This window comes from Mycobacterium sp. SMC-13, assembly GCF_045311035.1.
In the GTDB taxonomy this organism is placed as follows: Bacteria; Actinomycetota; Actinomycetes; order Mycobacteriales; family Mycobacteriaceae; genus Mycobacterium.
In genome coordinates this window covers 250,579-276,959 of sequence record NZ_JBJIAI010000006.1, presented here as the reverse complement: position 1 = coordinate 276,959, position 26,381 = coordinate 250,579, and the positions used below count along the sequence as shown (strand labels likewise).

The 26,381-nt window shown below is 68.1% G+C and carries 21 protein-coding genes and 1 tRNA gene; 16 read left to right on the top strand and 6 right to left on the bottom strand.

Going from position 1 to position 26,381, the window contains the following annotated elements; translation table 11 throughout:
* Nucleotides 1–9 precede the first annotated feature (9 nt).
* Nucleotides 10–99: transfer RNA gene (locus ACJH6I_RS11860), tRNA-Ser, on the bottom strand.
* A 64-nt stretch (nt 100–163) separates the two neighbouring features.
* Here ACJH6I_RS11860 and ACJH6I_RS11855 point away from each other — a divergent pair.
* Both ACJH6I_RS11855 and ACJH6I_RS11850 read left to right on the top strand, forming a co-directional pair.
* Nucleotides 164–1,135, top strand: coding sequence for an NAD(P)H-quinone oxidoreductase (locus ACJH6I_RS11855; protein WP_212807473.1), 972 nt, complete (start codon nt 164–166; stop codon nt 1,133–1,135).
* Between the two features lie 143 nt (nt 1,136–1,278).
* Complete coding sequence (locus tag ACJH6I_RS11850) at nt 1,279–1,677, top strand: thioesterase family protein (RefSeq protein ID WP_212807475.1); 399 nt, start codon at nt 1,279–1,281, stop codon at nt 1,675–1,677.
* Here ACJH6I_RS11850 and ACJH6I_RS11845 read toward each other — a convergent pair whose 3' ends face one another.
* Entirely contained in the window at nt 1,678–2,874 is a 1,197-nt protein-coding gene (locus tag ACJH6I_RS11845) for a cysteine desulfurase-like protein (RefSeq protein ID WP_212807477.1), read from the bottom strand.
* Nucleotides 2,875–2,983: 109 nt separating this feature from the next.
* Between ACJH6I_RS11845 and ACJH6I_RS11840 the strand changes: the two genes are divergently transcribed.
* The 6 genes from ACJH6I_RS11840 (at nt 2,984) to ACJH6I_RS11815 (ending at nt 8,867) form a co-directional block, all read left to right on the top strand.
* Nucleotides 2,984–4,942 carry a DUF6541 family protein gene (locus ACJH6I_RS11840; protein WP_406784094.1) on the top strand — a complete coding sequence of 653 codons (1,959 nt, stop codon included), beginning with the start codon at nt 2,984–2,986 and terminating at the stop codon, nt 4,940–4,942.
* Nucleotides 4,943–4,955: 13 nt separating this feature from the next.
* Complete coding sequence (locus ACJH6I_RS11835) at nt 4,956–5,486, top strand: bacterial proteasome activator family protein (RefSeq protein WP_212807483.1); 531 nt, start codon at nt 4,956–4,958, stop codon at nt 5,484–5,486.
* Nucleotides 5,487–5,489: 3 nt separating this feature from the next.
* Nucleotides 5,490–6,293 (top strand): ABC transporter ATP-binding protein, encoded by an 804-nt coding sequence (locus ACJH6I_RS11830; RefSeq protein ID WP_212807487.1) that lies wholly within the window; start codon nt 5,490–5,492, stop codon nt 6,291–6,293.
* A gap of 5 nt (nt 6,294–6,298) precedes the next feature.
* Nucleotides 6,299–7,225, top strand: coding sequence for a glycosyltransferase (locus ACJH6I_RS11825; RefSeq protein WP_305798841.1), 927 nt, complete (start codon nt 6,299–6,301; stop codon nt 7,223–7,225).
* Entirely contained in the window at nt 7,222–8,052 is an 831-nt protein-coding gene (locus ACJH6I_RS11820) for an ABC transporter permease (RefSeq protein ID WP_212807491.1), read from the top strand. The genes ACJH6I_RS11825 and ACJH6I_RS11820 overlap by 4 nt, the downstream gene beginning before the upstream one ends.
* A gap of 179 nt (nt 8,053–8,231) precedes the next feature.
* Complete coding sequence (locus ACJH6I_RS11815) at nt 8,232–8,867, top strand: hypothetical protein (protein ID WP_212807493.1); 636 nt, start codon at nt 8,232–8,234, stop codon at nt 8,865–8,867.
* An 82-nt stretch (nt 8,868–8,949) separates the two neighbouring features.
* Here the strand turns inward: ACJH6I_RS11815 and ACJH6I_RS11810 are convergent, their stop codons facing one another.
* Together ACJH6I_RS11810 and ACJH6I_RS11805 are read right to left on the bottom strand one after the other, a co-directional pair.
* Entirely contained in the window at nt 8,950–10,416 is a 1,467-nt protein-coding gene (locus ACJH6I_RS11810; RefSeq protein WP_212807495.1) for a hypothetical protein, read from the bottom strand.
* Nucleotides 10,417–10,845: 429 nt separating this feature from the next.
* A complete protein-coding gene (locus ACJH6I_RS11805) occupies nt 10,846–11,475 on the bottom strand; it encodes a helix-turn-helix domain-containing protein (protein WP_318983965.1) in 630 nt (209 codons plus the stop codon).
* Nucleotides 11,476–11,555: 80 nt separating this feature from the next.
* On the opposite strand from ACJH6I_RS11805, the gene ACJH6I_RS11800 reads away from it, so the two are divergent.
* A complete protein-coding gene (locus tag ACJH6I_RS11800; RefSeq protein WP_318983966.1) occupies nt 11,556–12,455 on the top strand; it encodes an alpha/beta fold hydrolase in 900 nt (299 codons plus the stop codon).
* Here ACJH6I_RS11800 and ACJH6I_RS11795 read toward each other — a convergent pair.
* Nucleotides 12,424–12,906, bottom strand: a complete 483-nt coding sequence (locus ACJH6I_RS11795) for a carboxymuconolactone decarboxylase family protein (protein ID WP_318983967.1) — start codon at nt 12,904–12,906, stop codon at nt 12,424–12,426. The genes ACJH6I_RS11800 and ACJH6I_RS11795 overlap by 32 nt on opposite strands.
* A gap of 49 nt (nt 12,907–12,955) precedes the next feature.
* On the opposite strand from ACJH6I_RS11795, the gene ACJH6I_RS11790 reads away from it, so the two are divergent.
* Nucleotides 12,956–14,377: a PLP-dependent aminotransferase family protein gene (locus ACJH6I_RS11790; protein ID WP_318983968.1), complete on the top strand. Its 1,422-nt coding sequence runs from the start codon at nt 12,956–12,958 to the stop codon at nt 14,375–14,377.
* On the opposite strand, the gene ACJH6I_RS11785 is transcribed toward ACJH6I_RS11790, so the two are convergent.
* A complete protein-coding gene (locus tag ACJH6I_RS11785) occupies nt 14,367–14,990 on the bottom strand; it encodes a metal-dependent phosphohydrolase (protein WP_318983969.1) in 624 nt (207 codons plus the stop codon). The two genes, ACJH6I_RS11790 and ACJH6I_RS11785, sit on opposite strands and share 11 nt — an antisense overlap.
* A 46-nt stretch (nt 14,991–15,036) precedes the next feature.
* On the opposite strand from ACJH6I_RS11785, the gene ACJH6I_RS11780 reads away from it, so the two are divergent.
* The 6 genes from ACJH6I_RS11780 (at nt 15,037) to ACJH6I_RS11755 (ending at nt 26,381) form a co-directional block, all read left to right on the top strand.
* Complete coding sequence (locus tag ACJH6I_RS11780) at nt 15,037–15,498, top strand: GtrA family protein (RefSeq protein ID WP_318984282.1); 462 nt, start codon at nt 15,037–15,039, stop codon at nt 15,496–15,498.
* Nucleotides 15,499–15,523: 25 nt separating this feature from the next.
* Nucleotides 15,524–16,936: an FAD-binding oxidoreductase gene (locus ACJH6I_RS11775; RefSeq protein ID WP_020099515.1), complete on the top strand. Its 1,413-nt coding sequence runs from the start codon at nt 15,524–15,526 to the stop codon at nt 16,934–16,936.
* An 8-nt stretch (nt 16,937–16,944) separates the two neighbouring features.
* Nucleotides 16,945–17,724, top strand: coding sequence for a decaprenylphospho-beta-D-erythro-pentofuranosid-2-ulose 2-reductase (locus tag ACJH6I_RS11770; protein ID WP_064861198.1), 780 nt, complete (start codon nt 16,945–16,947; stop codon nt 17,722–17,724).
* On the top strand, nt 17,724–19,610 hold the full coding sequence (locus ACJH6I_RS11765) for a galactan 5-O-arabinofuranosyltransferase (protein ID WP_406784093.1): 1,887 nt from the start codon (nt 17,724–17,726) through the stop codon (nt 19,608–19,610). The genes ACJH6I_RS11770 and ACJH6I_RS11765 overlap by 1 nt, the downstream gene beginning before the upstream one ends.
* 11 nt (nt 19,611–19,621) lie before the next feature.
* On the top strand, nt 19,622–22,819 hold the full coding sequence (locus ACJH6I_RS11760; RefSeq protein WP_406784092.1) for an arabinosyltransferase domain-containing protein: 3,198 nt from the start codon (nt 19,622–19,624) through the stop codon (nt 22,817–22,819).
* Nucleotides 22,820–23,126: 307 nt separating this feature from the next.
* Nucleotides 23,127–26,381, top strand: a complete 3,255-nt coding sequence (locus tag ACJH6I_RS11755) for an arabinosyltransferase domain-containing protein (RefSeq protein ID WP_406784091.1) — start codon at nt 23,127–23,129, stop codon at nt 26,379–26,381.

Below are 26,381 nucleotides of genomic sequence, written 5' to 3'. Positions count from 1 at the left end.
GCGAACATTTGGCGGTGGCGGAGGGATTTGAACCCCCGGTTGGGTTTAACCAACTCTCGCTTTCAAGGCGAGTGCATTAGGCCGCTCTGCCACGCCACCGCCGAACAGCCTAAGGGGTCCGGGCCCGAACAAGCTCAGAGGGTCCGTGTGTAGCGTTGCGGCTATGCGCGCGATCGTCGTCGAATCCCCAGGTCAGCTGGCCTGGTCCGAGGTCCCGGACGTCACCGCCAAAGCGGGCGAGGTCGTCATCGACGTCACTACCGCCGGGGTGAACCGGGCCGACCTGCTGCAAGCCGCCGGCCTCTATCCCCCGCCGCCGGGTGCCAGCGACATTCTCGGGCTGGAGGTTTCGGGCGTCATCTCCGAGGTCGGGGCCGGTGTCGGGAACTGGGCTGTCGGTGACGAGGTGTGCGCCCTGCTGGCCGGCGGCGGCTACGCCGAGAAGGTGGCCGTGCCAGCGGCCCAGGTCATGCCGATCCCCGCGGGGGTGAGCCTGCAGCATGCCGCCGGTCTGCCGGAGGTCGCCGCCACGGTGTGGTCCAACCTGTCCATGACCGCCCACCTGCGGTCCGGCCAGCTGGTGCTGCTGCACGGCGGCGCCAGCGGCATCGGCACGCATGCGATCCAGGTCGCGCACGCGCTGGGCGCCCGCGTCGCGGTCACCGCGTCACTCGAAAAGCTGGAGCTGTGCCGCGAACTGGGCGCCGACATCCTGATCAACTACCGCGACGAAGACTTCGTCGAGCGGATCACCGAGGCGGGCGGCGCCGACGTCATCTTCGACATCATGGGTGCGGCGTACCTGGACCGGAACATCGACGCCCTGGCGCCCGACGGCCGCGTGGTGATCATCGGTATGCAGGGCGGCGTCAAGGGCGAACTGAACATCGCCAAGCTGCTGGGTAAACGGGCCGGCGTCATCGCCACCGCGTTGCGCTCCCGCCCGCTCGACGGGCCGTCCGGCAAGGCCGCGGTGATCTCCGAAGTGGTGCAACATGTTTGGCCCATGATTGCCGACGGCCGGGTGAAGCCCATCATCGGCGCCGAGCTGCCCATCGAACAGGCGGCGGCAGCCCACCAGCTCCTGCAGGCGGGGGCGGTATCCGGGAAAGTGCTTCTGCAAGTCAGGGATTGAGCTCGCCGAAACTGACCACATGGCGGTTTCGAGGCCGGTTTTCCGCCACCAGGTCACGCTCGCGGCGCTGAGCGGAATCGATGAACTCACCGAAAGCGCAACGCCCTGAACGCAGGATCAACCGAGGCCGATAGGTTGGCAGAGTGACGTTCACGTACACCGCGCCGGTCCGCTATCTCGAGGTCGACCAGCAGGGCGTGGTCTTCAACATGTGGTACCTGGCCTACATGGACGAGGCCTTCGGCGCGTTCATCGCCCGGACGGCGTCATGGCGCGACATCTTCGAGGCGGGCGTCGACGCCCAGGTGGTCCACACCGAACTGGACTGGTCAGGCTCCCTGAAGTGGGGCGACCAGATTCACGTCGACGTCACCGTGCCGGCCCGGGGCCGCACCTCGTTCACCGTCGAATTCCTCATCCACGCAGGCGATTCCGCGCGGCCCATCGTCACCGCGCGGACCGTCTACGTCTGTATCGCGACCGACGGCTCCGGGAAGGTCGAACCGCCGCAGCTGCTGCTCGACGCTCTGGCCTACGCGTAACTAACCGAGCGACGCCAGCGCCCGGACGAGCTGGTCCACTTCGGCCGTCGTCGTGTAGTGCCCGAGACCGACCGTCACGGCACCGCCGACGTCATTGACGCCGATGGCCTCCAGCACCCGGGAGTTGCCGTCCGACACGGCCAGTACGCCGTTGTCGGCGAGCCGGCTGATGACGCGGTCGGCGGGCACGCCCTGGACGGCGAAGCTCAGCACCGGAATGGCGGCCTCGGGTGCGCCGAGCACCATGACCAACGGCAACGACCGCAGCGAGTTACGCAGGTACCCGAACACCCGGCTGAGGTAGGCCTCGGCCGACTGCATGGATCGTGCGAGCCGTTCGCGGCGGGAGCCGGTCGCGGCGTCGTCGAGGTTCGCCAGGTACTCGATACTGGCGACGACGCCACCGAGCAGTCCGAACTGGTGCGCGCCCACTTCCAGGCGCGCGGCCCCGGTGGCGTTCGGATCGAGCGAAACCGCCGCCAGGGTGTCGATCATCGCGGGGTCGCGGAACACGAGCGCACCGATCGGCGGGCCACCCCACGCGATCGCGTTCAGCGCCACCACATCGGCGTCGACGTCGTTGATGTCGAGCAGTCGGTAAGGCGCGGCCACCGAGTGGTCGACGACGACCATGCCGCCGTTCTCCCGGGCCATTTTGGTCACGGGCCGCAGATCAGTGACGGTGCCGAGCTTCGAGGATGCCGACGTGATCGCGATCAGCCGGGTCGGCCGGGTGATGAGCGTCTCCCACTGCCAGCTGGGCAGTTCGCCGGTCTCGATGTCGACCTCGGCCCACTTCACCTTCGCGCCATAGCGATTCGCGGCCCGCAGCCACGGCGCGATGTTGGCCTCGTCGTCCAGGCGGGTGACGACCACTTCGTAGCCCAGCCCCGACCGCGACGCCGACGCCTCGGCCAGCGAGTTCAGCAGGACGGCACGGTCGGCGCCGAACACCACGCCGCGCGGGTCGCCACCGACGAGATCGGCGACCGCCTGTCGCGCGGCGGTCAGGACCGCGGCGCTGCGCTGCGCGGCCGGATGCGGCCCAGCGGCCGACGACATGGATCCGCGGAAGGCGGTCGAGACAGTGGTCGCTACCGAGTCGGGCAGCAGCATGCCGGTCGGCGCGTCGAAGTGCACCCAGCCGCCGCCCAGTGACGGGTGCAGACCGCGCACCCGGGCGACGTCGTATGCCATGCCATGCCAACCTTCGAGCGATTCAGGCCTGCCAGCCAAATTTTTCCGGCGGGCGCGCCCCGCTGCACACCGGCGAAAGCCGGGCTACCCGAACAGCCATACTAGTGCAGTGAGCTTGGCGTCCGGCGTCCTTGTCGCCCTGTTGATCATGGTGGTCCCTGGAGCAATCACCGCTCGTGTAGCACAGCTAACCTGGCCCGTTGCCGTCGCAGTCGGCCCCGCAGTGACCTACGGCATCGTAGCTTTGGCCGTCATTCCACTCGGGGCCATCGGCGTCCCGTGGAACGGCTGGACGGCGTTGCTGGCGTTCGTCATCGTGGTCGCAGTGGTGGCCGGGCTTCGTCGTGCGCTGCGGCGCTACCGGGACACCGCGGCCGAAGCCCTCGCGATCACCCGCGGCCCGGCCCTGTTCGTCGCCGCGGGCATTCTCATCGGTGCGACGGCGATTGCAATTTCAGCAATCCTCGGCATGCCGCATTGGCAATCCATTCCAAGCACCTGGGACTCGGTCTGGCACGGCAACACCATCCGCTGGATCCTCGACGTCGGTCAGGCCTCGCCGACGCACATGGGTGAGCTTCGTAACGTCGAGACGCACGCGTTGCTGTACTACCCGTCGACCTTTCACGCCCTGGCCGCCGTCTTCTGCCAGCTCACGGGCGCCGCCCCCGCGACGGCCTACACCCTGCACTCCCTGGCGGCCTCGATCTGGCTGTTCCCCGTCAGCGCGGCAAGCCTGACGTGGGCCATGGTCCGACCCCACGCCTGCCAGCGCTGGAGCGCCGGAGCCGCGGCCGCGGCGGGTGCGCTGGCGGCGTCGTTCACCGCGGTCCCCTACGTCGAGTTCGACGTCGCCGCCGTCCCCAACCTGGTGGCCTACGGTCTCGCCGGGCCGACGACCGTGCTGATCATGTCGTGCCTGCGGCACCGCGACCGGATCCCGGTGGCCGTCATTGCCCTGATCGGGGTGTTCTCCACCCACATCACCGGCGGCGTCGTGGTCGTCACGTTCGTCGGCGCGTGGTGGCTGTGCGACACCCTGCGCAATCCGGTGCGCGGCCGGCTCGCCGACTTCCTGACCCTGCTGTCCGTCGCCGTGCCGTCGCTGGTGCTGTTGCTTCCCCAGTTCATCGGGGTGCTCGCGCAGGCCGACATCATCGTCGGGCACGCCTTCGTCACCCATCAGACCCGGCTTCGGGTGCTGTTCAACGCCATCGTGCAGCACACCCGTCACCTCAACGACTATCCGATTCAGAACATGCTGATCGCGCTCGGTGGCATCGGCGGCCTGATCCTGCTGATCAAGCGCGTCTGGTGGCCGGCGTTGGTCTGGGTGGTGCTGATGGTCGCGATCGTGCATTCCGGTGCGCCGTTCGGCGGCCCGATCGGCGCGCTGATCGGGCCGTACGCCGACCTCTACTACAGCGACCCACGCCGGCTGTCTGCCGTGGTCACCCTGCTGATCACGCCCTTCGCCGGCATCGCGCTGTTCGCGATGATCAAGTTCGTCGTCGACTGGCTGCGGAAGCGGGCACCCCGCACCGAACGGTTCTGGGCCGTGGTGACGGTGGCCCTGCTCGCCTTCTCGACGGTCGGACTGGCCTGGCACTACTTCCCGCGGCACCGCTACCTGATCGGCCAGAAGTACGACCAGATCATGGTCAACGACAAGAACCTCGAGGCCTTCGCCTATCTGGCGACGCTGCCGGGCGCCAAGGACACCTTGATCGGCAACGCGAACACCGACGGCACGTCATGGATGTACGCGGTCGCCGGGCTGCACCCGCTGTGGACCCACTACGACTATCCGCAGCAGCAGGGCCCGGGCTACCACCGCTTCATCTTCTGGGCGTACGCCGACGACGCCGACACCGACCGGCGCATCGCGGAGGCCGTGCACGCCCTGAACATCAGGTACGTGATCACCAGCTCGACCATCGTCAAGGGGTTCGTGATGCCCGACGGACTAGTGTCGCTGGATAGGTCGAAGTCGTGGGCGAAGATCTACGACAACGGGCGGTCCCGTATCTACGAGTGGCGCGGCGACGCCGCGCCGGCGAACAGATAGGAACAGTGCAGGCATGACGCTGAAACCAGAAGACGACGACGACAACATCGAGGTCATCGGCGGAGACCTGGCGTTGGGCGGGGAATCAGGACAGGACCCCGACCATGGCGACGAAGGCAAGTCGCTGACCGACCTGGTCGAGCAGCCGGCCAAGGTCATGCGCATCGGCACCATGATCAAGCAGCTGCTGGAAGAAGTGCGCTCCGCGCCGCTCGACGAAGCCAGCCGGAACCGACTGCGCGACATCCACCGGTCGAGCATCCAGGAGCTCGAGGACGGCCTGGCCCCGGAACTGACCGAGGAGCTGGAGCGGCTGTCGTTGCCGTTCTCCGAGGAGAAGGTGCCGTCGGCGGCCGAGCTGCGCATCGCGCAGGCCCAGCTGGTGGGCTGGCTCGAAGGCCTGTTCCACGGCATCCAGACGGCCCTGTTCGCGCAGCAGATGGCGGCCCGTGCACAGCTCGAGCAGATGCGCCAGGGCGCCCTGCCCCCCGGCGCCGACGGCGGCCGCGGCCCGTTCCAGTCCGGCACCGGTCAGTACCTGTAGACCGTGTCGGAACCGCACATCTCCACGCAGAACGCGTGGGTCGAATTCCCGATCTTCGACGCGAAGTCCCGTTCGCTCAAGAAGGCCTTCCTGGGCAAGGCCGGCGGCGGGATCAACCGCAACGAATCGAATGTCGTTGTGATCGAAGCGCTTCGGGACATCACGATGTCGCTCAACATGGGTGACCGGGTGGGCTTGGTCGGGCACAACGGCGCCGGCAAGTCGACGCTGCTGCGCCTGCTGTCGGGCATCTACGAACCGACGCGCGGTTCGGCGACCGTCCGCGGCCGGGTGGCCCCGGTCTTCGATCTGGGTGTCGGCATGGATCCCGAGATCTCCGGTTTCGAGAACATCATCATCCGTGGCCTGTTCCTCGGGCAGACCCGCAAGCAGATGCTGGCCAAGGTCGACGAGATCGCCGAGTTCACCGAACTCGGGGAGTACCTGTCGATGCCGCTGCGCACGTACTCCACGGGTATGCGCGTGCGCCTGGCCATGGGCGTCGTCACCAGCATCGACCCCGAGATCCTGCTGCTCGACGAGGGCATCGGCGCGGTCGACGCGGAGTTCCTGAAGAAGGCGCGCACCCGGCTGCAAGCCCTGGTGGAACGCTCCGGAATCCTGGTGTTCGCAAGCCATTCCAACGAATTCCTGGCCCGGCTGTGTCAGACCGCGATGTGGGTCGACCACGGCACCATCCGCATGACCGGCGGCATCGAGGAAGTCGTGCGCGCCTATGAGGGCGAAGACGCGGCGCGGCACGTGCGCGAGGTGCTCGAAGAGAACGAGCGCGAGCGCCAGGCGTGACCGACATGTTGTGCGCGGTGATCGTCACCCACCGGCGGCCGGAGTTGTTGGCGAAATCCCTTGCCGTGGTGTGCTCGCAGACGCGACTGCCCGATCACGTCGTCGTCGTCGACAACGACAACGACCCGGCGGTGCGGGTTCTCGTCGAATCGCAGCCGGTCGCGACGACGTACCTCGGTTCGGTCCGGAACCTCGGTGGCGCAGGCGGTTTCGCGCTGGGCATCCTGCATGCCCTGGCCCTCGGCGCCGAGTGGGTCTGGCTGGCCGACGACGACGGACGCCCCGCCGACTCGTCCATACTCGCGACGCTGCTGGACTGTGCGGCCAAGCACGACCTGGCCGAGGTGTCCCCCATGGTGTGCGACCTGAATGAACCTGCCCGCCTGGCCTTTCCGTTGCGCCGCGGGTTGGTGTGGCGGCGTTATGTGTCCGAGTTGCAGGTCGACAAGAATGCCGGCGTCGACCTGCTGCCCGGCATCGCGTCGTTGTTCAACGGCGCACTGTTCCGGGCCGCGACGCTGGAAGCCGTTGGCGTACCGGACATCCGGCTGTTCGTCCGCGGTGACGAGGTCGAGGTGCACCGCCGGCTCGTCCGCTCCGGCCTGCCGTTCGGGACGTGCCTGAACGCGGTGTACCTGCACCCGCAGGGGTCCGACGAGTTCAAGCCGATCCTCGGCGGCCGCATGCACACGCAGTACCCCGACGACGCCACCAAGCGCTATTTCACGTACCGCAACCGCGGCTACCTGCAGTCCCAACCAGGTCTGCGCAAGCTGGTTCCCCAGGAATGGGTGCGATTCGGGTGGTACTTCCTGATCACCCGGCGTGATCCGGCCGGGTTGCGTGAGTGGATGCGGTTGCGCCGCTTGGGACGAGACGAGAAGTTCAGCAGGCCCGGTGCGGGCGGACCCACGACAGGAGGACAGCGATGACGTTCACCGACGCGGCCGCGCAGTCCAAGACGCTGCGCCGCGCCTGGGGCGACCTGGTGACCGGCTTCGGCAAGCGCGAGCTCTGGCTGCACCTGGGCTGGCAGGACATCAAGCAACGCTACCGGCGCTCGGTACTCGGCCCCATCTGGATCACCATCGCCACCGGCACCATGGCTGTGGCACTGGGTGGCCTGTACTCGCAGCTGTTCCACCTACCGCTGGCCGAGCACCTGCCCTACGTGACGTTGGGCCTGATCATCTGGAACCTGATCAACGCGTCGATCCTCGAAGGCGCTGACGTGTTCATCGCCAATGAGGGCCTCATCAAACAACTTCCGACGCCGCTGTCGGTGCACGTCTACCGGTTGGTGTGGCGGCAGGTGCTGCTGTTCGCGCACAACATCATCATCTTCGTGATCATCGCGATCATCTTCCCCAAGCCGTGGTCGTGGGCCGACCTGTCGGTGATCCCCGCGCTGGCGCTGATCGTGGCCAACTGCGTCTGGGTCGCGTTGTGTTTCGGCATCCTGGCGACGCGGTACCGGGACATCAGTCCGCTGCTGGCGAGCCTGGTGCAGCTGCTTTTCTACATCACGCCCATCATCTGGAACGACCAGACACTGCGCCTTCAGGGTGCGGGCACCTGGTCGAAAATCATTGAGCTGAACCCACTTCTGCACTACGTGGACATCGTGCGGGCGCCGCTGCTCGGTGAACCCCAGGAATTGCGGCACTGGCTCGTGGTGATCACCTTGACCGTTGCGGGCTGGATCGTCGCCGCGCTGGCGATGCGGCAGTACCGCGCGCGCGTGCCGTACTGGGTGTAGTTCGCCACCTCGCCGATCCGGCGCGGCGTTATCCACCGGCCGCGTGTCGCGCAGGTCACTGCGCCGGGATTAGCTGGTTGTCCCCACGGATCCGGCCGGTCACCTGAGCGTCACCTCGGGTTCGGTGGCGCGGAGTTCAATTGGGGCGACCGGCTTTCCGCGTTCCAACAGGAGCAACCATGACCATCACCGAAACTCCCACCACCAACGACACCGCGAACGGGCAGGTCATCGAGGCCGAGCTCGTCGAGACCACCAAGGCCGCCGCCGAAGAGGCGACCAACACCGGCCTGGCCATCCGCGAGGTGCTGAGCGGCGTGCTGGAGCGTCAGCTCGACGCCGGCCACAGCCTCACCCGTCAACTGGTCAGCGCGACCTCCGCCGCCACCGAGGCGGTCGTCGAGTCGCCCGCCAAGGTGATCTCCTCCATCCGTGACGGCGCCACCCTGCCGGATGCGGTGAGCGAGACCGGTTCGGCTGTCCAGGACGTCCTGGCCGAGTCGGGACGCGACATCCGCAGCGCCGTCGGCGAATACGTCGGCCGTAACGCCGTCGGCCCCAACGCCATCATCGCCGGTGCGTCGCAGGTGGCCGGCTCGCTGGTCCGCGCCCAGGGCGCCCTGACCGCGACCGCGGTGGACGGCCTGTTCACCGTGGCCGGGACCGCGGCCCAGGGCGTCGAGGACGTCCGCGAGGTCGCCTCGCGCGAGTGGGGCGAGCTGCGCACCACCGCGTCGTCGGCCCGCGAGGCCATCGAAGCGCAGGTCTCGGCCTCTCGCGAGAGCATCCGGGACGCTTTCGACACCACTGCTTGATTCACCGCGACGCTCGGGATCGGTCGGAGTGCGGGCCGATCCCGAGCACCAGCGCGTCCAGATTCAGGGCACCAGTCGGCTGTTACTCACCGCCGCCCTTGGCCGAACCATGATCGCTCTTGCCGGCACCCTGTGACTTGCCGGCCGCATCACGCGAGTGACCACTGTTGGTACCGGAGCCCGACGCGGCGTTGTCCGCGCCCTTCGCCTTCGCGTCCCGCTTGGTTTTCGGGGTGCTCTTGCGCGTGGGGGTCGTCGTCCCGTCGTCGGCACTCTTGGTCCCGTCTGCGGTGGACGCTCCGGTAGCGCTGCTCGACGACTTGGCACCGCGCGTCCGGCGATCCTGCTTCACCGCGGCCGCGGCGGAGTCGGTACCCGAATCAGCCGCCGGAGCCTCGCCCTTGTCGGACGCGGCCGGCTTGGTCTCCGACGCGGAGTCGTCACCGGCACCGGCCGCGGGCGCCGCAGCGTTGTCGTCAGCGCCCGCCGCGGTCTTGTCGGCACCGGTCTTGTCAGCCCCGGTCTTGTCGGCCGCGGTCTTGTCGGCTCCGGTCTTGTCCGCACCGGTCTTCTCGGAGGCCGTCTTGTCCGGCGACGCGGCCGGAGCCACCGCGAGCGGACTTGCCGCCGCGGCCGGCTTGGCAGTCAGCGCCGCCTTCGCGTCAATCGAGACGGAGACCGTCGCCGACGCCGGCGACGGAACACTGACTGCGGCGGCGGGCGGCGGGGTCACCGGCTTGATCGCGGTTGCGATGATGCCCAACGCATTTCGCAGCCCTTGCACGATGCCGTTCGGCCCGAGAATGCCCGCGCCGTCGCCGTTGTAACCGTTGAGCAAGGCACCGGTGATGGATCCGGGCATCGCAACGATCGCGTTCACGACAGCACCCAGATTCTTCGCGCTGAACGCGTTGACCACGTTCTGCAGTCCGTCGCCGGTGGCGGTCACGACGTCACTCATCACCGCAAGCAATGGCAATCCGGCCGTCAGAACCCAGCCCATGCCGGTCGGTGAGGTGATCGCCGTGTCGATCACGTTCAGCATGTTCTGCACCGGCTTACGGAATGCCGCTTGCACATCGGTGAGGATGCTCGTGGTCAGGATCGGCAGGACAAAGGGCGTGAGCACCGCGCTGTACAACGTCTGCACCGCGTCAGCGACATGCCCGGCGGCGAGCTGCTGGAACGCCTGCTTCAAGGACTCCGGCGTCGTGCCCAACTGCTGCCCGACCGCAACCAGATAGTCCCGCACGGATCCACCGACCGCGACGGCACTGGCGATCTGGTTCCGCACCACCTGGCCGAGGACGGGCGCCGGGTCTGCGATCACGCCGGTGACGATGCCCTTGGTGTTCTGCAGCGCCTCGGTGATGATCTGTCCCCATTGGGTGATCGGGTTCACCTGCGCGGCGAGTTGTACCGCACTTGCATGCAGTGCCGGCAGGTGCAGATCCGGCGCCGGCTGGTGGGTGACCGGAGCCAGAGCGATGACCCCGGCACCCATCAGTGCGACGCCCGTCGTGAGGCTGGAGCGAACAGCAATTTGCATGGTGCTTCCCCGAAGGTAGATGTGATATTGACCACAGCACCATAAATCCATATTGCCGCGCAGTTGCCGGAAATCGACGGATGGAACGTGTTTCATTTTCCGCGAAATGGCCACCCGGAGCGCCCATTTACGCCTAGGTTATTAGCTGGTCAGCCGAGATTTGGCGTTCGAAAACCAGAGTTAGATGCATTCATAATTGACTATTACGTCTATTTTTCTCTGGCTCCGGCCGCCGCCGCGCCAATTGCTGCCAATTGGAAATATTGCGCAAGCTACTGCTCGGCTCGGCGCTCGCAGATGGCCGCGATTCGCCGACTACGCCGCGTCGGCGTCCCGGGCCCACGCTCCCCGCGAGGCGCGTTCCCGAGCCCAGCGGCACCGCCGGGCCCCGGGCATGAGAGTTGCTACCGGGTCAGCCCGACCCACCACTCACGCACCGAGGACCGATCGGGCGACAGCCTCATCGCCGTCGACTTCGACCAGCCCGAGCGCACGCGCATCACCGAGGCTGAGTGCGCCCGCAGCGAGACCGAGGATGCAGGCGGGGATCGCCGTCACGGTGGCATCGAGCTTGCGGCCGTCGTGCGGACCGACCTCGAAGCCGGAGCGCGTCGCGCGGAGTTGCAGGGTCCGGTCGTCGACCACGAGGCCGATCGTCACGGCGGAGCGGACCTTGACCCGGCCGTTGAGCAGAGCCGGGACAGCGAGGGTCAGCCACTCGGGCCGGAAGGAGTCACCGCCCGCGGGACCGCTGATCATCAGCGGCGTGGACCAGCGGAGCAGGCTCTCGATCGGCTGGCGCAGCTGCGCGCCCCACGGGGTGAGGGTGTACTCGACCGCACTCCCCTCGCCGGCCAACCGCCGCTCGACGACGCCCGCCGCCTCGAGGTCCCGGAGCCGATCCGCGAGCAGGTTGGTTGCAATACCGGGGAGATGGTCGATCAGGTCGCGATAGCGGGCGGGTGCGATGAGCAATTCCCGGACGATCAGCAGATTCCATCTGTCGCCGACGATTTCGAGCGAACGGGCGAGCCCACAGTATTGGTCGTAGCTCCGCATCGCCATCCTTCTGCTTGAATTTCTCAAGTGACTGTGAGATGTTCAAGCATACCGGGAAAGCCGATCCAACAGGGGTTGCCATGACCAACACCGCACAGACCACACGGCCCGCCTGGGTCGACGACGAACTGTTCCCGTTCGAGAGCCACTTCATCGAGATCGACGGCCACACCGTCCACCACGTCGACGAGGGAGCCGGCCCCACGCTGTTGATGCTGCACGGCAACCCGACCTGGTCATTCCTCTTCCGCGACGTGATCAGCTTGCTGCGCAAGGACTTTCGGTGCATTGCCCTCGATTACCCCGGCTTCGGACTGTCGACGCCCAGGCCCGGTTATCGCTACCTGCCCGAGGAGCACGCGGATGTCGTCACCACGTTCGTCGACGCTCTCGATCTGAAGGACGTCACGCTGGTCGGACAGGACTGGGGCGGCATGATCGGCCTTGCGGTGGCCCAGCGGCGGCCGGGGGTCTTCCATCGGCTGGTGCTGGCGAATACCTGGGCCTGGCCGGTCAACGGCGAGCTGCACTTCGAAGCGTTCGGCCGCATCATGGGCGGGCCGCCGACGCGCTTCCTGGTCCGCCAGTTCAATCTGCTGGTCAACGCGTTCATCCCCACCGGCCACCGGAGACGGAAGCTCACCGACGCCGAGATGGACCACTACCGGCGGGCGCTGGACACCGCGGACCGGCGCCAGGCGTCGGCCGTGCTTCCCGGCCGCGTGCTGGCGAGCCGGGACTTCTTCGCGGAGGTCGAGCGCGGGCTGCCGGACATCGCCCACCTACCGACCCTGATCGTCTGGGGCGACGCCGACATCGCCTTCCGCACCCAGGAGCGCGAACGGCTGGAGGCGACGTTCCCCGACCACACGACCGTCATCGTCGAGGGCGCCGGAACCTATGTCGAGTCCGACGCCCCCGACGAATTCGCTTCTGCGATCCGCACATTCAGCGGCGGCGCGGGACGGCCTTCTTCGTAGCCACATTCAGCCGGTTCCAGGAGTTGATGACGGCGGCCATGCCGATGACGTGCGCAAGCTCGCGCTCGGTGAACACGGCTGCAGCACGGGCGTACACGTCGTCGGGAACCGACCGTTGACTCAGGTCGGTGATGGCCTCGGTGATGGCCAGCGCGGCCCGCTCGCGCTCGGTGAACAGATCACCGGCCTCTTCCCATGCCGCAACCAGGGCCAGGCGCTGCTCGGTCTCACCGGACCGGCGCGCGTCGTGGATGTGCATGTCCAGGCAGAAGGCGCAGTGGTTGATCTGCGAGGCGCGAATCTTGATCAGCTCGCCGATGGTCGAATCAAGTTCCTTGGACGCGGCATTGCTGAAGGCCATCATCCCCGCGTAGAGCTCGGGAGCGACGCCATAGATGTCGATCCGCTTGGCGTGGTCGGTGGTGGTCGGTGCGTTCAGTGTCTCGGTCATGGCGTCCACGCTAGCCACCAAAAGCCCGTGAACATGGTTCAATTTGGGCGTGGTTTCATGGGCCAATTCTGCGGCGAGCAGCGCTGGGCTGGACTTGCATCTGGATCTCGGCCAGACCGTCAAACCGGGCCGGCGCGGTGCCCGTGACCAGCTGATCCAGGCCGTACGAGACGCGGTCCGATCGGGCCGACTGCCCGCCGGCACCATGCTGCCGCCCTCCCGATCCCTGGCGATCGACCTGGGATTGGCTCGCAACACCGTCGCCGAGGCCTACGCCGAACTGGTCGCCGAGGGCTGGCTGGGCTCGCGCCAGGGCGCGGGCACGTGGGTCGTCGGCTCGCACACCGAATCGGCGCCCGCCACCCAGCGCGCCAAACCGGGCACCGCCACTCACAACCTCATGCCCGGTTCGGGAAACGTCGCGGCCTTCCCGCGGCAGGCCTGGCTGGCGTCGGCCCGACGGGCCCTGACCAACGCGCCGACCGAAGCGCTGCGAACGGGCGACGCCCGTGGCCGCCACGAACTGCGCACCGCGCTGGCCACCTATCTGGCCCGCGCCCGCGGCGTGCGCACCACGGCCGAATCGATCGTCATCTGCGCCGGGACCCGGCACGCCGTCGAATTGCTGTCGAAAGTTTTTGCGCCGGGCACCATTGCGGTCGAGAACTACGGTCTGTTCCTGTTCCGGGACGCCATCGCCGGCAGCGGCGCCGGCACCGTGCCCATCCGGATCGATGACCACGGCGCCATCATCGATGACCTCGAAAAGACCAGCGCTGCAGCGGTTCTGCTCACCCCGGCACACCACTTCCCGCACGGCGTACCACTGCATCCCACGCGGCGCACCCGCGCCCTCGAATGGGCCGTCCGTACGAAAAGCTATGTCCTGGAAGACGATTACGACGGCGAATTCCGCTACGACCGGCAGCCGATCGGCTCGATGCAGGGGCTGGATCCCGACCGGGTGGCCTATCTCGGCTCGGTCAGCAAGAGCCTGGCACCGGTGCTCCGGCTGGGCTGGATGGTGTTGCCCGACAACCTGATCGATCCGGTACTGGCGGCGGCGGGCGGGCAACAGTTCTACGTCAACGCCATCGACCAGCTGACCATGGCCGACTTCATCGAATCCGGCCAGTACGACAAACACATTCGCCGGATGCGCAACAGCTACCGGCGCCGGCGCGACGCATTGGCGGCCAAGCTATCCGGGCTCGATGTCGAGATCAGTGGACTGTCCGCCGGACTGCACGCGCTGATCCGGCTGCCGGACGGTACCGAACACGAGGTCATGCGGCGCGCGGCCGACGCCGGGATCGCACTGTCCGGACTGGCACTGCTGCGCCATCCGGATGCCGCACTCGACACGCCACAGCAGGACGGCGTGGTGGTCAGTTTCGGCACGCCCGCGGACCACGAGTTCACCGCGGCGCTCGACGCATTGCACGACGTGCTGAGGGCCGTCAGCCGCTGAGCGCCGCGAGCTCTGCCTGCAGATTGGTCCGCGCCGCGTCCTCCCACAGCCGCCGCCCCGCCTCCGTGCGGTACAGCGACGGCCCGGCGAGCATCGCCGCGATCATCCGGCCACGCCACAGCGCGAAATCCGCATCGCTGACGTGGCCGTACTCGGCCCGCACCCGGGCGGTGTTGTGCTGGTAATCGACCGGCGGCACCGCCAGCACCGCCAGGTCGGCGTCGGACAACACCTGGCCGTTGTGGTCGTCGGTTGCGGGATCGTGGGTGATGGTCACCCGCACCAGGCGGCCCACCTCCACCACGAACTCCTGGGCCACACCCAGATCGGTGAGGTCCGACTCCGCGAGCCGCGCGCTGTTCTCCTCGTCGTCGGACTGCCCGGCATAGACCGCGTCGTGGTACCAGGCCGCCAGACGCACGGCGTCCGGATCGTCCGCGTACTCCTCCAGGGCGTCCACTCCGGCCAGGATGCCACGCAGGTGACTCAGGTCGTGGTAACTGCGGTGCGGCTCGGCCCACCGGCCCAGCAGCGCCGCCCCGACGTCGTCGACTCGCGGCGACGACGAATGCCGCGCCAACAGGGTGTGCCATGCCTGGAGCAAATCGGTCACGTGTCCATGGTGCACGTAAGCTGCCCGCGTGGCCGAGCCAGTGGACATCCCCGCCGAACACAACGCCGAACACAGTGCCGAGAAGGCCGTCGAGGCGTCTCTAGGCCTGGTGACACAGGCGTGGCGGTTCGTCGTCACGGGTGGTCTGTCCGCGGTCGTCGACTACGGGCTGTACGCGCTGCTCAGTGCCGTTTTCGTCGCCAACGGCATGCCCGATGCCCGGGCGACCCTCATCGCGAAGACACTCAGCTTCATCGCCGGCACGACGACGGCCTATCTGATCAACCGGCGCTGGACCTTCCAGGCCGAACCGAGCCGGGCGCGCTTCATCGCCGTTGTGATCTTGTACGCAGTCACCTTCGGACTGCAGGTCGGCATCAATCAGCTGTTCTATCTGCAATTCGCCGGCGAGTCCTGGCGGCGGCCTGTGGCCTTTGTCATTGCCCAGGGGACGGCGACCGTCATCAACTTCGTGGTGCAGCGAACCGTGATTTTCCGGCTGAAGTGAGGTTGGCCGGTACCCTTTGACCGTTATGTCTACCCAGCCTGACGCCACGCTGCCCCTGACGCGCCGCGCCCTCACCGGGTTCGGCCGCACGGCACCGTCCGTGGCAAACGTGCTGTCCACACCCGATGTGTCAGTGATCGCCGAGGCGGTCAAGCGGGTCGCGGACGCAAACTCTTCCAGCCCCGCCCACCTGCGGCGAGGCATCCTCGGCCGCGGTCTCGGCCGGTCCTATGGCGACCAGGCGTGCAACGGCGGCGGCATCGTCGTCGACATGACGGCGCTCAACCGGATCCATTCGATCAGCTCCGAGACCGCCATCGCCGACGTCGACGCCGGGGTCAGCCTCGATCAGCTGATGAAGGCCGCGCTGCCGTTCGGGCTGTGGGTTCCGGTGCTGCCGGGCACCCGGCAGGTCACGGTCGGCGGTGCGATCGCCTCCGACATCCACGGCAAGAACCACCACAGCGCGGGCAGCTTCGGCAACCACGTGCTGTCACTGGACCTGCTGATGGCCGACGGCGAGGTGCACACCATCACGCCCGACGGACCGGACAGCGAGCTGTTCTGGGCCACCGTCGCCGGCAACGGGCTGACGGGCATCGTGATCCGGGCGCGCATCAAGATGACGCGCACCGAGAGCGCCTACTTCATCGCCGACGGCATCGCGACGCACGATCTCGAAGAGACCGTCGCCGTGCACCAGGACGGCAGCGAGGACAACTACACGTACTCGAGCGCGTGGTTCGACCTCATCAGCCCGGAGCCCAAGCTCGGCCGCGCCGCGGTGAGCCGCGGCAGCCTGGCCAAGGTGGATCAGCTGCCCGCCAAGCTGGCCAAGGACCCGCTGAAGTTCACCGCGCCCCAACTGCCGGCGATCCCGAACCTGTTCCCGGTCAGCTTCATGAACAAGCTCTCGCTGTCCATGATCGGCGAGGCGTTCTACCGCATGAGCGGCAACTACCAGGGCAAGATCGTCAACCTGACGCAGTTCTACCACATGCTCGACATCACCTCGGGCTGGCAATATGCCTATGGCCCAGCGGGTTTCGCGCAGCACCAGTTCCTGGTTCCGCCCGACGCGCTCGAAGAGTTCAAGGGCATCATCCGCTGGATGCACACGCAGAAGCAGTACTCGGCGCTGAACGTCTTCAAGCTGTTCGGCCCGGGCAACAAGGCGCCGCTGAGCTTCCCGATGCAGGGCTGGAACGTCGCCCTCGATTTCCCGAACCGGCCGGGCGTCAACGAGTTCCTCAACGAACTCGACAAGCGCGCAATGGAATTCGGCGGTCGGGTGTACACCGCCAAGGACTCCCGCGTCAGCGCCGAGAGCTTCCACAAGATGTACCCGCGGATCGACGAGTGGATCGCCACCCGCCGCAAAGCCGACCCGAACGGCGTGTTCGCCTCCGACATGGCCCGCCGCCTCGAACTTCTCTAGGAGACTCAGTGATTGACGCAACCGGCAACCCGCAGACGATTCTGCTGTTCGGCGGTACCTCGGAGATCGGCCTGGCCATCGTCGAGCGCTACCTCAAGAACGCCAAGGCCCGCGTGATCCTCGCCGACCTGCCCAACGCCCCCAAGCGCGACGCGGCCATCGCCCAGATCGAGGCGGCCGGCGCCAAGGAGGTTGTCTACCTCGACTTCGACGCGCTGGACACCAAGTCGCACCCGGCCGTCATCGAATCCGCTTGGGAACAGGGCGATGTCGACGTCGCCATCGTCGCGTTCGGTGTCCTGGGCGACGCCGAGGAACTGTGGCAGAACCAGTCCAAGGCCGTGCTGACCGCCCAGATCAACTACACCGCAGCGGTTTCCGTCGGCGTGCTGGTCGGCGACAAGATGAAGGCGCAGGGCTTCGGGCAGATCATCGCCATGTCGTCGGTCGCCGGCGAACGGGTCCGCCGTTCCAACTTCGTGTACGGCTCCACCAAGGCCGGCCTCGACGGCTTCTACCTGGGCCTCGGAGAAGCGTTGCGGGAGTTCGGGGTTCGCGTTCTGGTCATCCGCCCCGGCCAGGTACGCACCACCACGACGCTCGAGCACTGGAAGGCCACCGGCGCCAAGGAGGCGCCGTTCACGGTCGACAAGGAAGACGTCGCCAACCAGGCCGTCGCTGCCGCCGCCAAGGGCAAGGAGCTCATCTGGGCGCCCAATCCGGTGCGCTACCTGATGGCCGTCATCCGGCACATCCCCCGGTCGATCTTCCGCAAACTCCCGCTCTGATGCGCAGCGCGCTGGCCGCAAGCGCCAGGGTGAGCGGCCAGATGCTGGCCGCCATGGCGCTGGCGGTGATCATCGCGGTCATTGCGCTGCAAGCGATTGCGCGCGTGCAATGGCCGGCGTTCAACTCGTCGAACCAGTTGCATGCCCTGACCACCGCCGGCCAGTGCGCCGTGCTCATCGGGCTACTGCTCGCGGGGTGGGCGTGGCGTCGCGGTTGGCGCAAGAGCGCCAAGGTCGCGGCCACGTCGCTCCTGGCGGCGTTCTCGGTCGTCACCCTCGGCATGCCGTTGGGCGCGACGAAACTGTACCTGTTCGGCATCTCGGTCGACCAGCAGTTCCGCACCGAGTACCTGACGCGGCTCACGGATACCGCTGTGCCGCACGACATGACGTACCTGGGGCTGCCGCCGTACTACCCGTCGGGCTGGTTCTGGCTCGGCGGCCGGGCGGCTGCGCTGACCGGCACGCCGGCATGGGAGATGTTCAAGCCGTGGGCGATCGTCACGATCGCCGCGGCGATCGTGGCCGCATTCGTGTTGTGGACGGCCATGATTCGCTTCGAGTACGCCCTGGCGGTGACGACGGCCACCGCGGCCGTCACGCTGGCGTACTCCTCCACTGAGCCCTACTCGGCCGTCCTCGTCGTCATGCTGCCGCCGGTGTTCGTGCTGGCGTGGTCGGGGCTCAAGGCTTCCTCGCCGGAGGCGAGCGATGGCGGACGCCGCGGCTGGGCCGCGATCATCGGCACGGGGATTTTCCTCGGCATCGCCGCGCTGTTCTACACCTTGTTGTTCGGCTACGCGGCGTTCACTCTCACGCTGATGGCGCTGCTGCTCGCGGTGTCCCGGCGCCAACTCCAGCCGCTGATCCGGGTAGCCGTCATCGCCGTCATCTCCGGCGTCATCGCCGCCATCCACTGGGCGCCGTACTACCTCGCCGTGCTCAAGGGGCACCCCGCCGACAAGGGCACCGCGCAGCACTACCTGCCGATGGCCGGCGCGCAGCTGACCTTCCCGATGCTCGACGCCACCCTGCTGGGCGTCATGTGCCTCGTCGGCACACTGTGGCTGGTGGTCAAGGGCCGCAGCTCGACACGCGCTGCCGCGCTGGGCATGGCGGTCGTGTCGGTGTACGCGTGGTCGCTGCTGTCGATGCTCGCCACCCTGGCCCGCACCACGCTGCTGTCGTTCCGGCTGCAGCCCACCCTGCTGGTGCTGCTCGTCGCGGCCGGCACCTTCGGCTTCCTGGAGGCCGCCCGCGCGCTGGCCAACCGGTACGCGCAGCCGACCACCAACCGGATCATCGCGGTGGCCGCCGTCATCGGCGCGATCGGCGCGGTGTCGTTCAGTCAGGCGATCCCGGACATCCTGCGGGCCGACATCGCCGTCGCCTACACCGACACCGACGGTTCCGGCCAGCGCGCCGACCGCCGGCCGCCGGGCTCCGAGCGGTATTACCAGGAGATCGACCGCAAGATCACCGCGGCGACGGGCAGGCCCCGCAACGAGACCGTCGTGATGACCGCCGACTACAGCTTCCTGTCCTACTACCCCTACTACGGGTTCCAGGGCCTGACGTCGCACTATGCGAACCCGCTGGCGCAGTTCAAGGAACGCTCCGGCGCCATCGAGAGCTGGGCGACCATGACCAACCCCGACGCCTTCGCCAAGGCGCTCGACACGCTGCTGTGGCCGGCGCCGACGGTGTTCCTGATGCGCCATGGCGGCACCGGCACCTACACGCTGCGCCTGGCCGAGGACGTCTACCCCAACCAGCCCAACGTGCGGCGCTACCAGGTGGCCCTCGACGAGCGGCTGTTCGACAGCAAGCACTGGCAGGTCACCGATATCGGCCCGTTTGTGCTGGCCATCCGTAGCGGCCACTAACATCTAGGCCCGTGGCCGGGGAACCTGAGGTAGAGCGCAATCACCGCACAGCGCGGTGGATCGCGATCGTGGCCGGACTGCTCGGCGCGTTCCTGGCGATGGCGACGCCGCTGCTGCCGGTCACTCAGACCACGGCGCAGCTGAATTGGCCGCAGGCGGGCGTGCTCAAGAGCGTCGACGCGCCGCTGATCGGCTACGTGGCCACCGACCTCGACATCACCATCCCGTGTTCGGCGGCGGCCGGCCTCACCGGCCCGGCCACCACACTGCTGTCCACCGTGCCCAAGCAGGCACCCAAGGCCGTCGACCGTGGCCTGCTGATCGAGCGCGTCGGCGGCGACCTGCTGGTGATCGTCCGCAACACCCCGGTCGTCAGCGCACCGCTGACCCAGGTGCTCAGCCCCGCGTGCAAGGAACTGCGATTCACCGCACATGCCGACAAGGTCACCGGCGAGATCGTCGGCCTCGTGCAGGGACCGAAGGACAAGAACCCCGGCAAGCCGCTGCGCGGTGAGCTCACCGGCTACGACTTCCGCCCGCAGATCGTCGGCGTCTTCACCGACCTGTCCGGTGCGGCGCCGCCGGGGCTGACGTTCTCGGCGACCATCGACTCGCGCTACAGCACGGCCCCGACCCTGCTGAAGATGCTGGCGATGATCTTCGGCGTGGTGCTGACCGTCGTCGCACTCAGCGCCCTGCACGTGCTGGACCGCGCCGACGGCGTCCCGCACAAGCGGTTCCTGCCATCGCGCTGGTGGTCGGTGAAGCCGCTGGACGGCGTCGTGATCACGACGTTGGTGTGGTGGCACTTCGTCGGCGCCAACACCTCGGACGACGGCTACATCCTCACCATGGCCCGCGTCTCCGAACACGCCGGCTACATGGCCAACTACTACCGCTGGTTCGGCACCCCCGAGGCGCCGTTCGGCTGGTACTACGACCTGCTGGCGCTCTGGGCGCACGTCTCCACGTCGAGCATCTGGATGCGCCTGCCCACGCTCCTGATGGCGCTGGCGTGCTGGTGGGTGATCAGCCGCGAGGTGCTCCCCCGGCTCGGCCACGCGGTCAAGAACAGCCGCGCCGCCGCCTGGACGGCCGCCGGCATGTTCCTGGCGTTCTGGCTGCCGCTCAACAACGGCATCCGGCCGGAGCCCATCATCGCGCTCGGCATCCTGCTGACCTGGTGCTCGGTCGAGCGCGGCGTCGCGACCAGCCGGCTGCTGCCGGTGGCCATCGCCATCATCATCGGTGCCCTGACGTTGTTCTCCGGCCCGACGGGTATCGCCGCGATCGGCGCCCTGCTGGTCGCCGTCGGCCCGCTGAAAACGATTGTGGCGCGGCATACTTCACGCTTCGGTTATCTGGCTCTGCTGGCACCGATCCTCGCCGCGGGCACAGTGACGGCGATCCTGATCTTCCGCGACCAGACGCTGGCCGCCGAGCTCGACGCCAGCTCCTTCAAGACCACCGTCGGCCCCGCGCTGAGCTGGTTCGACGAGCACATCCGCTACGAGCGCCTGTTCACCACCAGCCCCGACGGCTCGGTGGCCCGCCGGTTCGCGGTGCTGACGCTGCTGCTGGCGTTGGCGGTGTCGCTCGCAATGTCGTTGCGCAAGGGGCGAATTCCGGGCACCGCCGCCGGGCCGGCCCGCCGCATCGTCGGCATCACGATCATCTCGTTCCTGGCGATGATGTTCACGCCCACCAAGTGGACGCACCACTTCGGCGTGTTCGCCGGGCTGGCCGGTTCGCTGGGTGCGCTGGCCGCCATCGCGGTCGGCACCGTGGCCATGCGCTCACGCCGCAACCGCGCGATGTTCGCCGCGACGGTCCTGTTCGTCATGGCCCTGTCGTTCGCCACGGTGAACGGCTGGTGGTACGTGTCCAACTTCGGTGTGCCGTGGTCGAATCAGTTCCCCGAGTGGCACTTCGGCTTCACCACGTTCCTGTTCGGGCTGTCGTTCCTGACGCTCCTGTGGGCGGCGTGGCTGCACTTCTACGACCACGATCCCGAGCGTCCGGTCAGTCGCCGGATTCCTCAGGCGCCCTTGGCAATTGCGTCGTGGATCGTGGTGTTCTTCGAGGTGCTGTCGCTGACCCTCGGTATGACGCAGCAGTGGCCGGCCTGGTCGGTGGGCCGCTCGAACCTGCAGGCGCTGACCGGTAAGACCTGCGGCCTGGCCGACGACGTCATGGTCGAACAGGACACCAACGCCGGCAAGCTCGTTCCGCAGTCCGGGACAGTCGGCGACGCCCTCGGCGCGGGCAGCGCAGAAGGCTTCACCCCCAACGGAATTCCCGCCGACGTCTCCGCGGACCCCGTCATGGAACCGCCCGGCGGCACCAACTTCGCCGACAACGACGGCGGCCCGGTCAGCGGCGCGGAGCCGGGCACCGAAGGCGGCACCACCTTTGCCGCGGGAGTGAACGGATCAAAGGCCCGGCTGCCGTACAACCTCGATCCGGCCACCACCCCGGTGCTCGGCAGCTGGCGCCCCGGCGTGCAGATCCCGGCGCGGATGCGCTCCGGCTGGTACAAACTGCCGCCGCGCGATCAGGCCGGACCGCTGCTCGTCGTCGCCGCTGCAGGCCGTTTCAACCAGGGCGAGGTGCGCGTCGAGTACGCCACCGACGCCCAGGCCGCGGCCGGCAAGATCGCCGGCGCGGTCGGCTTCGCCGATGTCGGTGCCGCACCCGCCTGGCGCAATCTGCGCGCCCCGATGGCCGCCATCCCGTCCGACGCCACCCTGATCCGCATCGTCGCCACCGACGACGACCTCGCGCCGCAGCACTGGATCGCCCTGACCCCGCCGCGCATCCCGAAGCTGCGCACACTGCAGGACGTCGTCGGCTCCAAGGAGCCGGTGATGCTGGACTGGCTCGTCGGCCTGGCGTTCCCGTGCCAGCGCCCGTTCGGTCACAACAACGGCGTCACCGAGGTGCCCAAGTGGCGCATCCTGCCGGACCGCTTCGGCGCCGAGGCCAACTCGCCCGTCATGGACTACCTCGGCGGCGGGCCGCTCGGCATCACCGAGCTGCTGTTCAAGGCCACCCCGGTGCCGACGTATCTGAAGGACGACTGGTTCCGGGACTGGGGCTCGCTGCAGCAGTTCACGCAGTACTACCCCGACGCGCAGCCGGCCCAGATCGACCTCGGGAAGGCCACGCGCAGCGGGCTGTGGGCCCCGGCGCCGCTGCGGCACTCGTAGTCAGTGGCCGCCGGACGGCCGCGGGCGTGTCGGCTCTGCGGACACATTTTTGAGCTGTCCCGGGAGGCGAGCACGCCATTCCTGACCAGGTGGCGGTAAACCGGCCCACAAATCGCCGTGCCGTCAGTCTCGCCGCCGACATATTTGTCGCGATCGTGCGCACCCGGAAGTGGCGCACGACGAGTACGCCGTCCGGCTGTCTGCCCAGGGCAGCGGGCTCTATTGAGGGTCACATTCCGGCCAACTAGCTCGACATTCCCCGTCAGTGGCCCAGGCCACATATAACTGTCGCCTAGTCTTGAGCCTCGTGCCTGCCAGGACTGCCCGTCTCGTCGCGATCATCGCGGGCCTTGCCGGTCTGCTGCTCTGCGCGCTGACCCCACTGCTGCCCGTCAAGCAGACGACCGCGACCATCTTGTGGCCCCAGGCCCCCGGTGCCAGCGGAAACGTCTCCGATCTCACCGCCCCGCTGGTGTCGGGTGCGCCGCTGGCGCTGGATGTCTCCATCCCGTGCTCGGCCATCGCCACCCTGCCTGCGGCCGGTGGTCTGGTGTTCTCGACGATCCCGCCCGACGGCATCGACGCCAGCCGCAACGGCCTGTTCGTGCGCGCCAACGCCGCCGACGTCGTCGTCGCATTCCGGGACACCGTCGCCGCGGTCGCCAAGCGGTCCGACATCGCTGCCGGGAAGTGCAGCAACCTGCATCTCTGGGCGACCAACGGCGGCGTCGGCGCCGACTTCATCGGCCTGCCGGGAGCCGCCGGCACCGGCAGTGTGGAGAAGAAGCCCCAGGTGGCCGGCATTTTCACCGGCCTCAAGGTGCCCGCACAGCCCGGCTTGTCCGCGCGCGTCGACGTCGACACCCGGTTCATCGTGGTCCCGACGTTCGTGAAGTCGGCTGCCATGGCGCTCGGTGTGCTGCTGACGCTGGTCTCGATCGTCGCGCTGGCACTGCTGGACCGCCTGGACGGCCGCCGCGTGCACGACGGCTGGCAGCGCTTCTGGAAGGTCAGCCGCTGGCACTGGCTCGCGGACATCGCGGTGTTCGCCGGCCTGGCCGGCTGGCACCTGATCGGCGCCATCTCCTCCGACGACGGCTACAACCTCACCATCGCGCGGGTCTCCAGCCAGGCCGGTTACGTCGCCAACTACTACCGCTACTTCGGCACCTCCGAGGCGCCGTTCGACTGGTACCAGTCGGTGCTCGCACATATGGCGAGCATCAGCACCGCCGGTGTGTGGATGCGGCTGCCCGCACTGCTGGCCGGCATCGCGACCTGGACGCTGCTGTCCCGCTGGGTGCTGCCGCGGCTCGGCCCCGGCGCCCGCGGGGTGTCGTCGAACGCCATCGCGATCTGGACCGCGGCGGCTGTCTTCCTGGCGGCCTGGTACCCGTTCAACAACGGCCTGCGTCCCGAGCCGCTGATCGCCTTCGGCGTCATCGCGACCTGGGTGCTCCTCGAATACGCCATCGCCACCCGGCGCCTGGCGCCCGCGGCCGTCGCGATCATCGTGGCGGCGTTCACCGCGACGACGGCGCCGCAGGGCCTGATCGCACTGGCCCCGCTGCTCGTCGGCGCCCGCGCGCTGGTCCGCACGGTCCGCAGCCGCCGGGCCGGGACGGGCCTGCTGGCTCCGATCGCGACGCTGGCCGCGTCGGCGTCGCTGATCCTGACGGTGATCTTCCGGAACCAGACCCTGGCGACCGTGGCCGAATCGGCGCGCATCAAGTACACCGTCGGCCCGACCATCTCCTGGTACCAGGAATTCCTGCGCTACTACTTCCTCACGGTCGAAGACAGCGTCGACAGCTCCATGACCCGCCGCTTCTCCGTGCTGATCCTGCTGCTGTGCCTGTTCGCCACCCTCGCCCTCCTGCTGCGCAAAGGCCGGGTCCCCGGCCTGGCCAGCGGTCCGGTGTGGCGCCTGCTCGGCAGCACCATGCTCGGCCTGCTGCTCCTGCACTTCACCCCGACCAAGTGGGCCGTGCAGTTCGGTGCGTTCGCGGGCCTCTCCGGTGCGTTCGGGGCGATCATCGCCTTCGCGTTCGCGACGGTCGGGCTGCACAGCCGGCGGAACCTGGCGCTGTACGTGACGGCACTGCTGTTCGTGCTGGCCTGGGCGACGTCCGGGATCAACGGCTGGTTCTACGTCGGCAACTACGGCGTGCCGTGGTTCGACCGGCAGCCCGTGCTGGCCGGCCACCCCGTCACCTCGATGTTCCTGGTGCTGGCGATCATCTCCGCCCTGCTTGCGGGCTGGCTGCACTTCCGCATCGACTACGCCGGGCACACCGAGGTCGCGGAGACCCGCCGCAACCGGGCGCTGGCGTCGACGCCGCTGCTGATCGTCGCGGTGATCATGGTCGTGCTCGAGGTCGGCTCGATGGCCAAGGGCTTCGTGCAGCGCTACCCGCAGTACACGACCGCGCGGGCCAACCTGGATGCGCTCGGGTTGTCCGACAAGAGCTGCGCGATGGCCAACGACGTGCTGGTCGAAGCCGACACCAATGCCGGCACGCTGCAGCCGGTGCCCGGCCAGACGTGGGGCAAGTACGGACCGCTGGGCGGCGAGAACCCCGTCGGCTTCACGCCGAACGGGATCAGCGACTCGCTCGCACCGCCGCATCCGGTGGTCGCGAACCCCGGCACCGTGAACTCCGACGGGTCGCCCAACAAGCCCAACGTCGGCGTCGCCTTCGCGGCCGGCACCGGTGGCGGCTACGGCCCGACGGGTGTCAACGGCTCCAACGTGTTCCTGCCGTTCGGCCTGGACCCCGCCCGCACCCCGGTGATGGGCAGCTTCAAGGAGAACGGCGTCGCCGCCAAGGCCACCTCCGCCTGGTACCAACTGCCGCCGCGCAGTGCGGACCGGCCGCTCGTGACCGTCGCCGCGGCCGGTGCCATCTGGTACTACGACGAAGAGCACGAGTTCCACTACGGCCAGTCGCTCAAGCTCCAGTGGGGCGTGCACCGGCCGGACGGCAGCTACCAGGCCCTCGCCGAGGTGCAGCCCATCGACACCTTCGCCCAATATGCTTGGCGCAACCTGCGATTCCCGCTCGCGTGGGCACCGCCGGAGGCCAACGTCGCCCGCATCGTGGCCGACGATCCGAACCTGTCGGAGGACCAGTGGTTCGGGTTCACGCCGCCGCGGGTCCCGACGCTGCAGACCGCGCAGCAGTTCCTGGGTTCGCAGACGCCGATCCTCATGGACATCGCCACCGCCGCGAACTTCCCGTGCCAGCGCCCGTTCTCCGAGCATCTCGGTGTCGCGGAGCTGCCGCAGTACCGCATCCTGCCGAACACCAAGCAGGTCGTGGTGTCGTCGAACATGTGGCAGTCCGCGCAGAAGGGTGGCCCGTTCCTGTTCATCCAGGCGCTGTTGCGGACGTCGACCATCCCCACCTACCTGCGCAACGACTGGTACCGAGATTGGGGCTCCATCGAACGGTACGACCCGGTGGTGCCGCCGTCAGTGGCGCCGCCCGCAGCGATTGACCAAGGCACCATGACCGTCAACGGCTGGAGCCGCCGCGGCCCGATCAGGGCCCTGCCATGA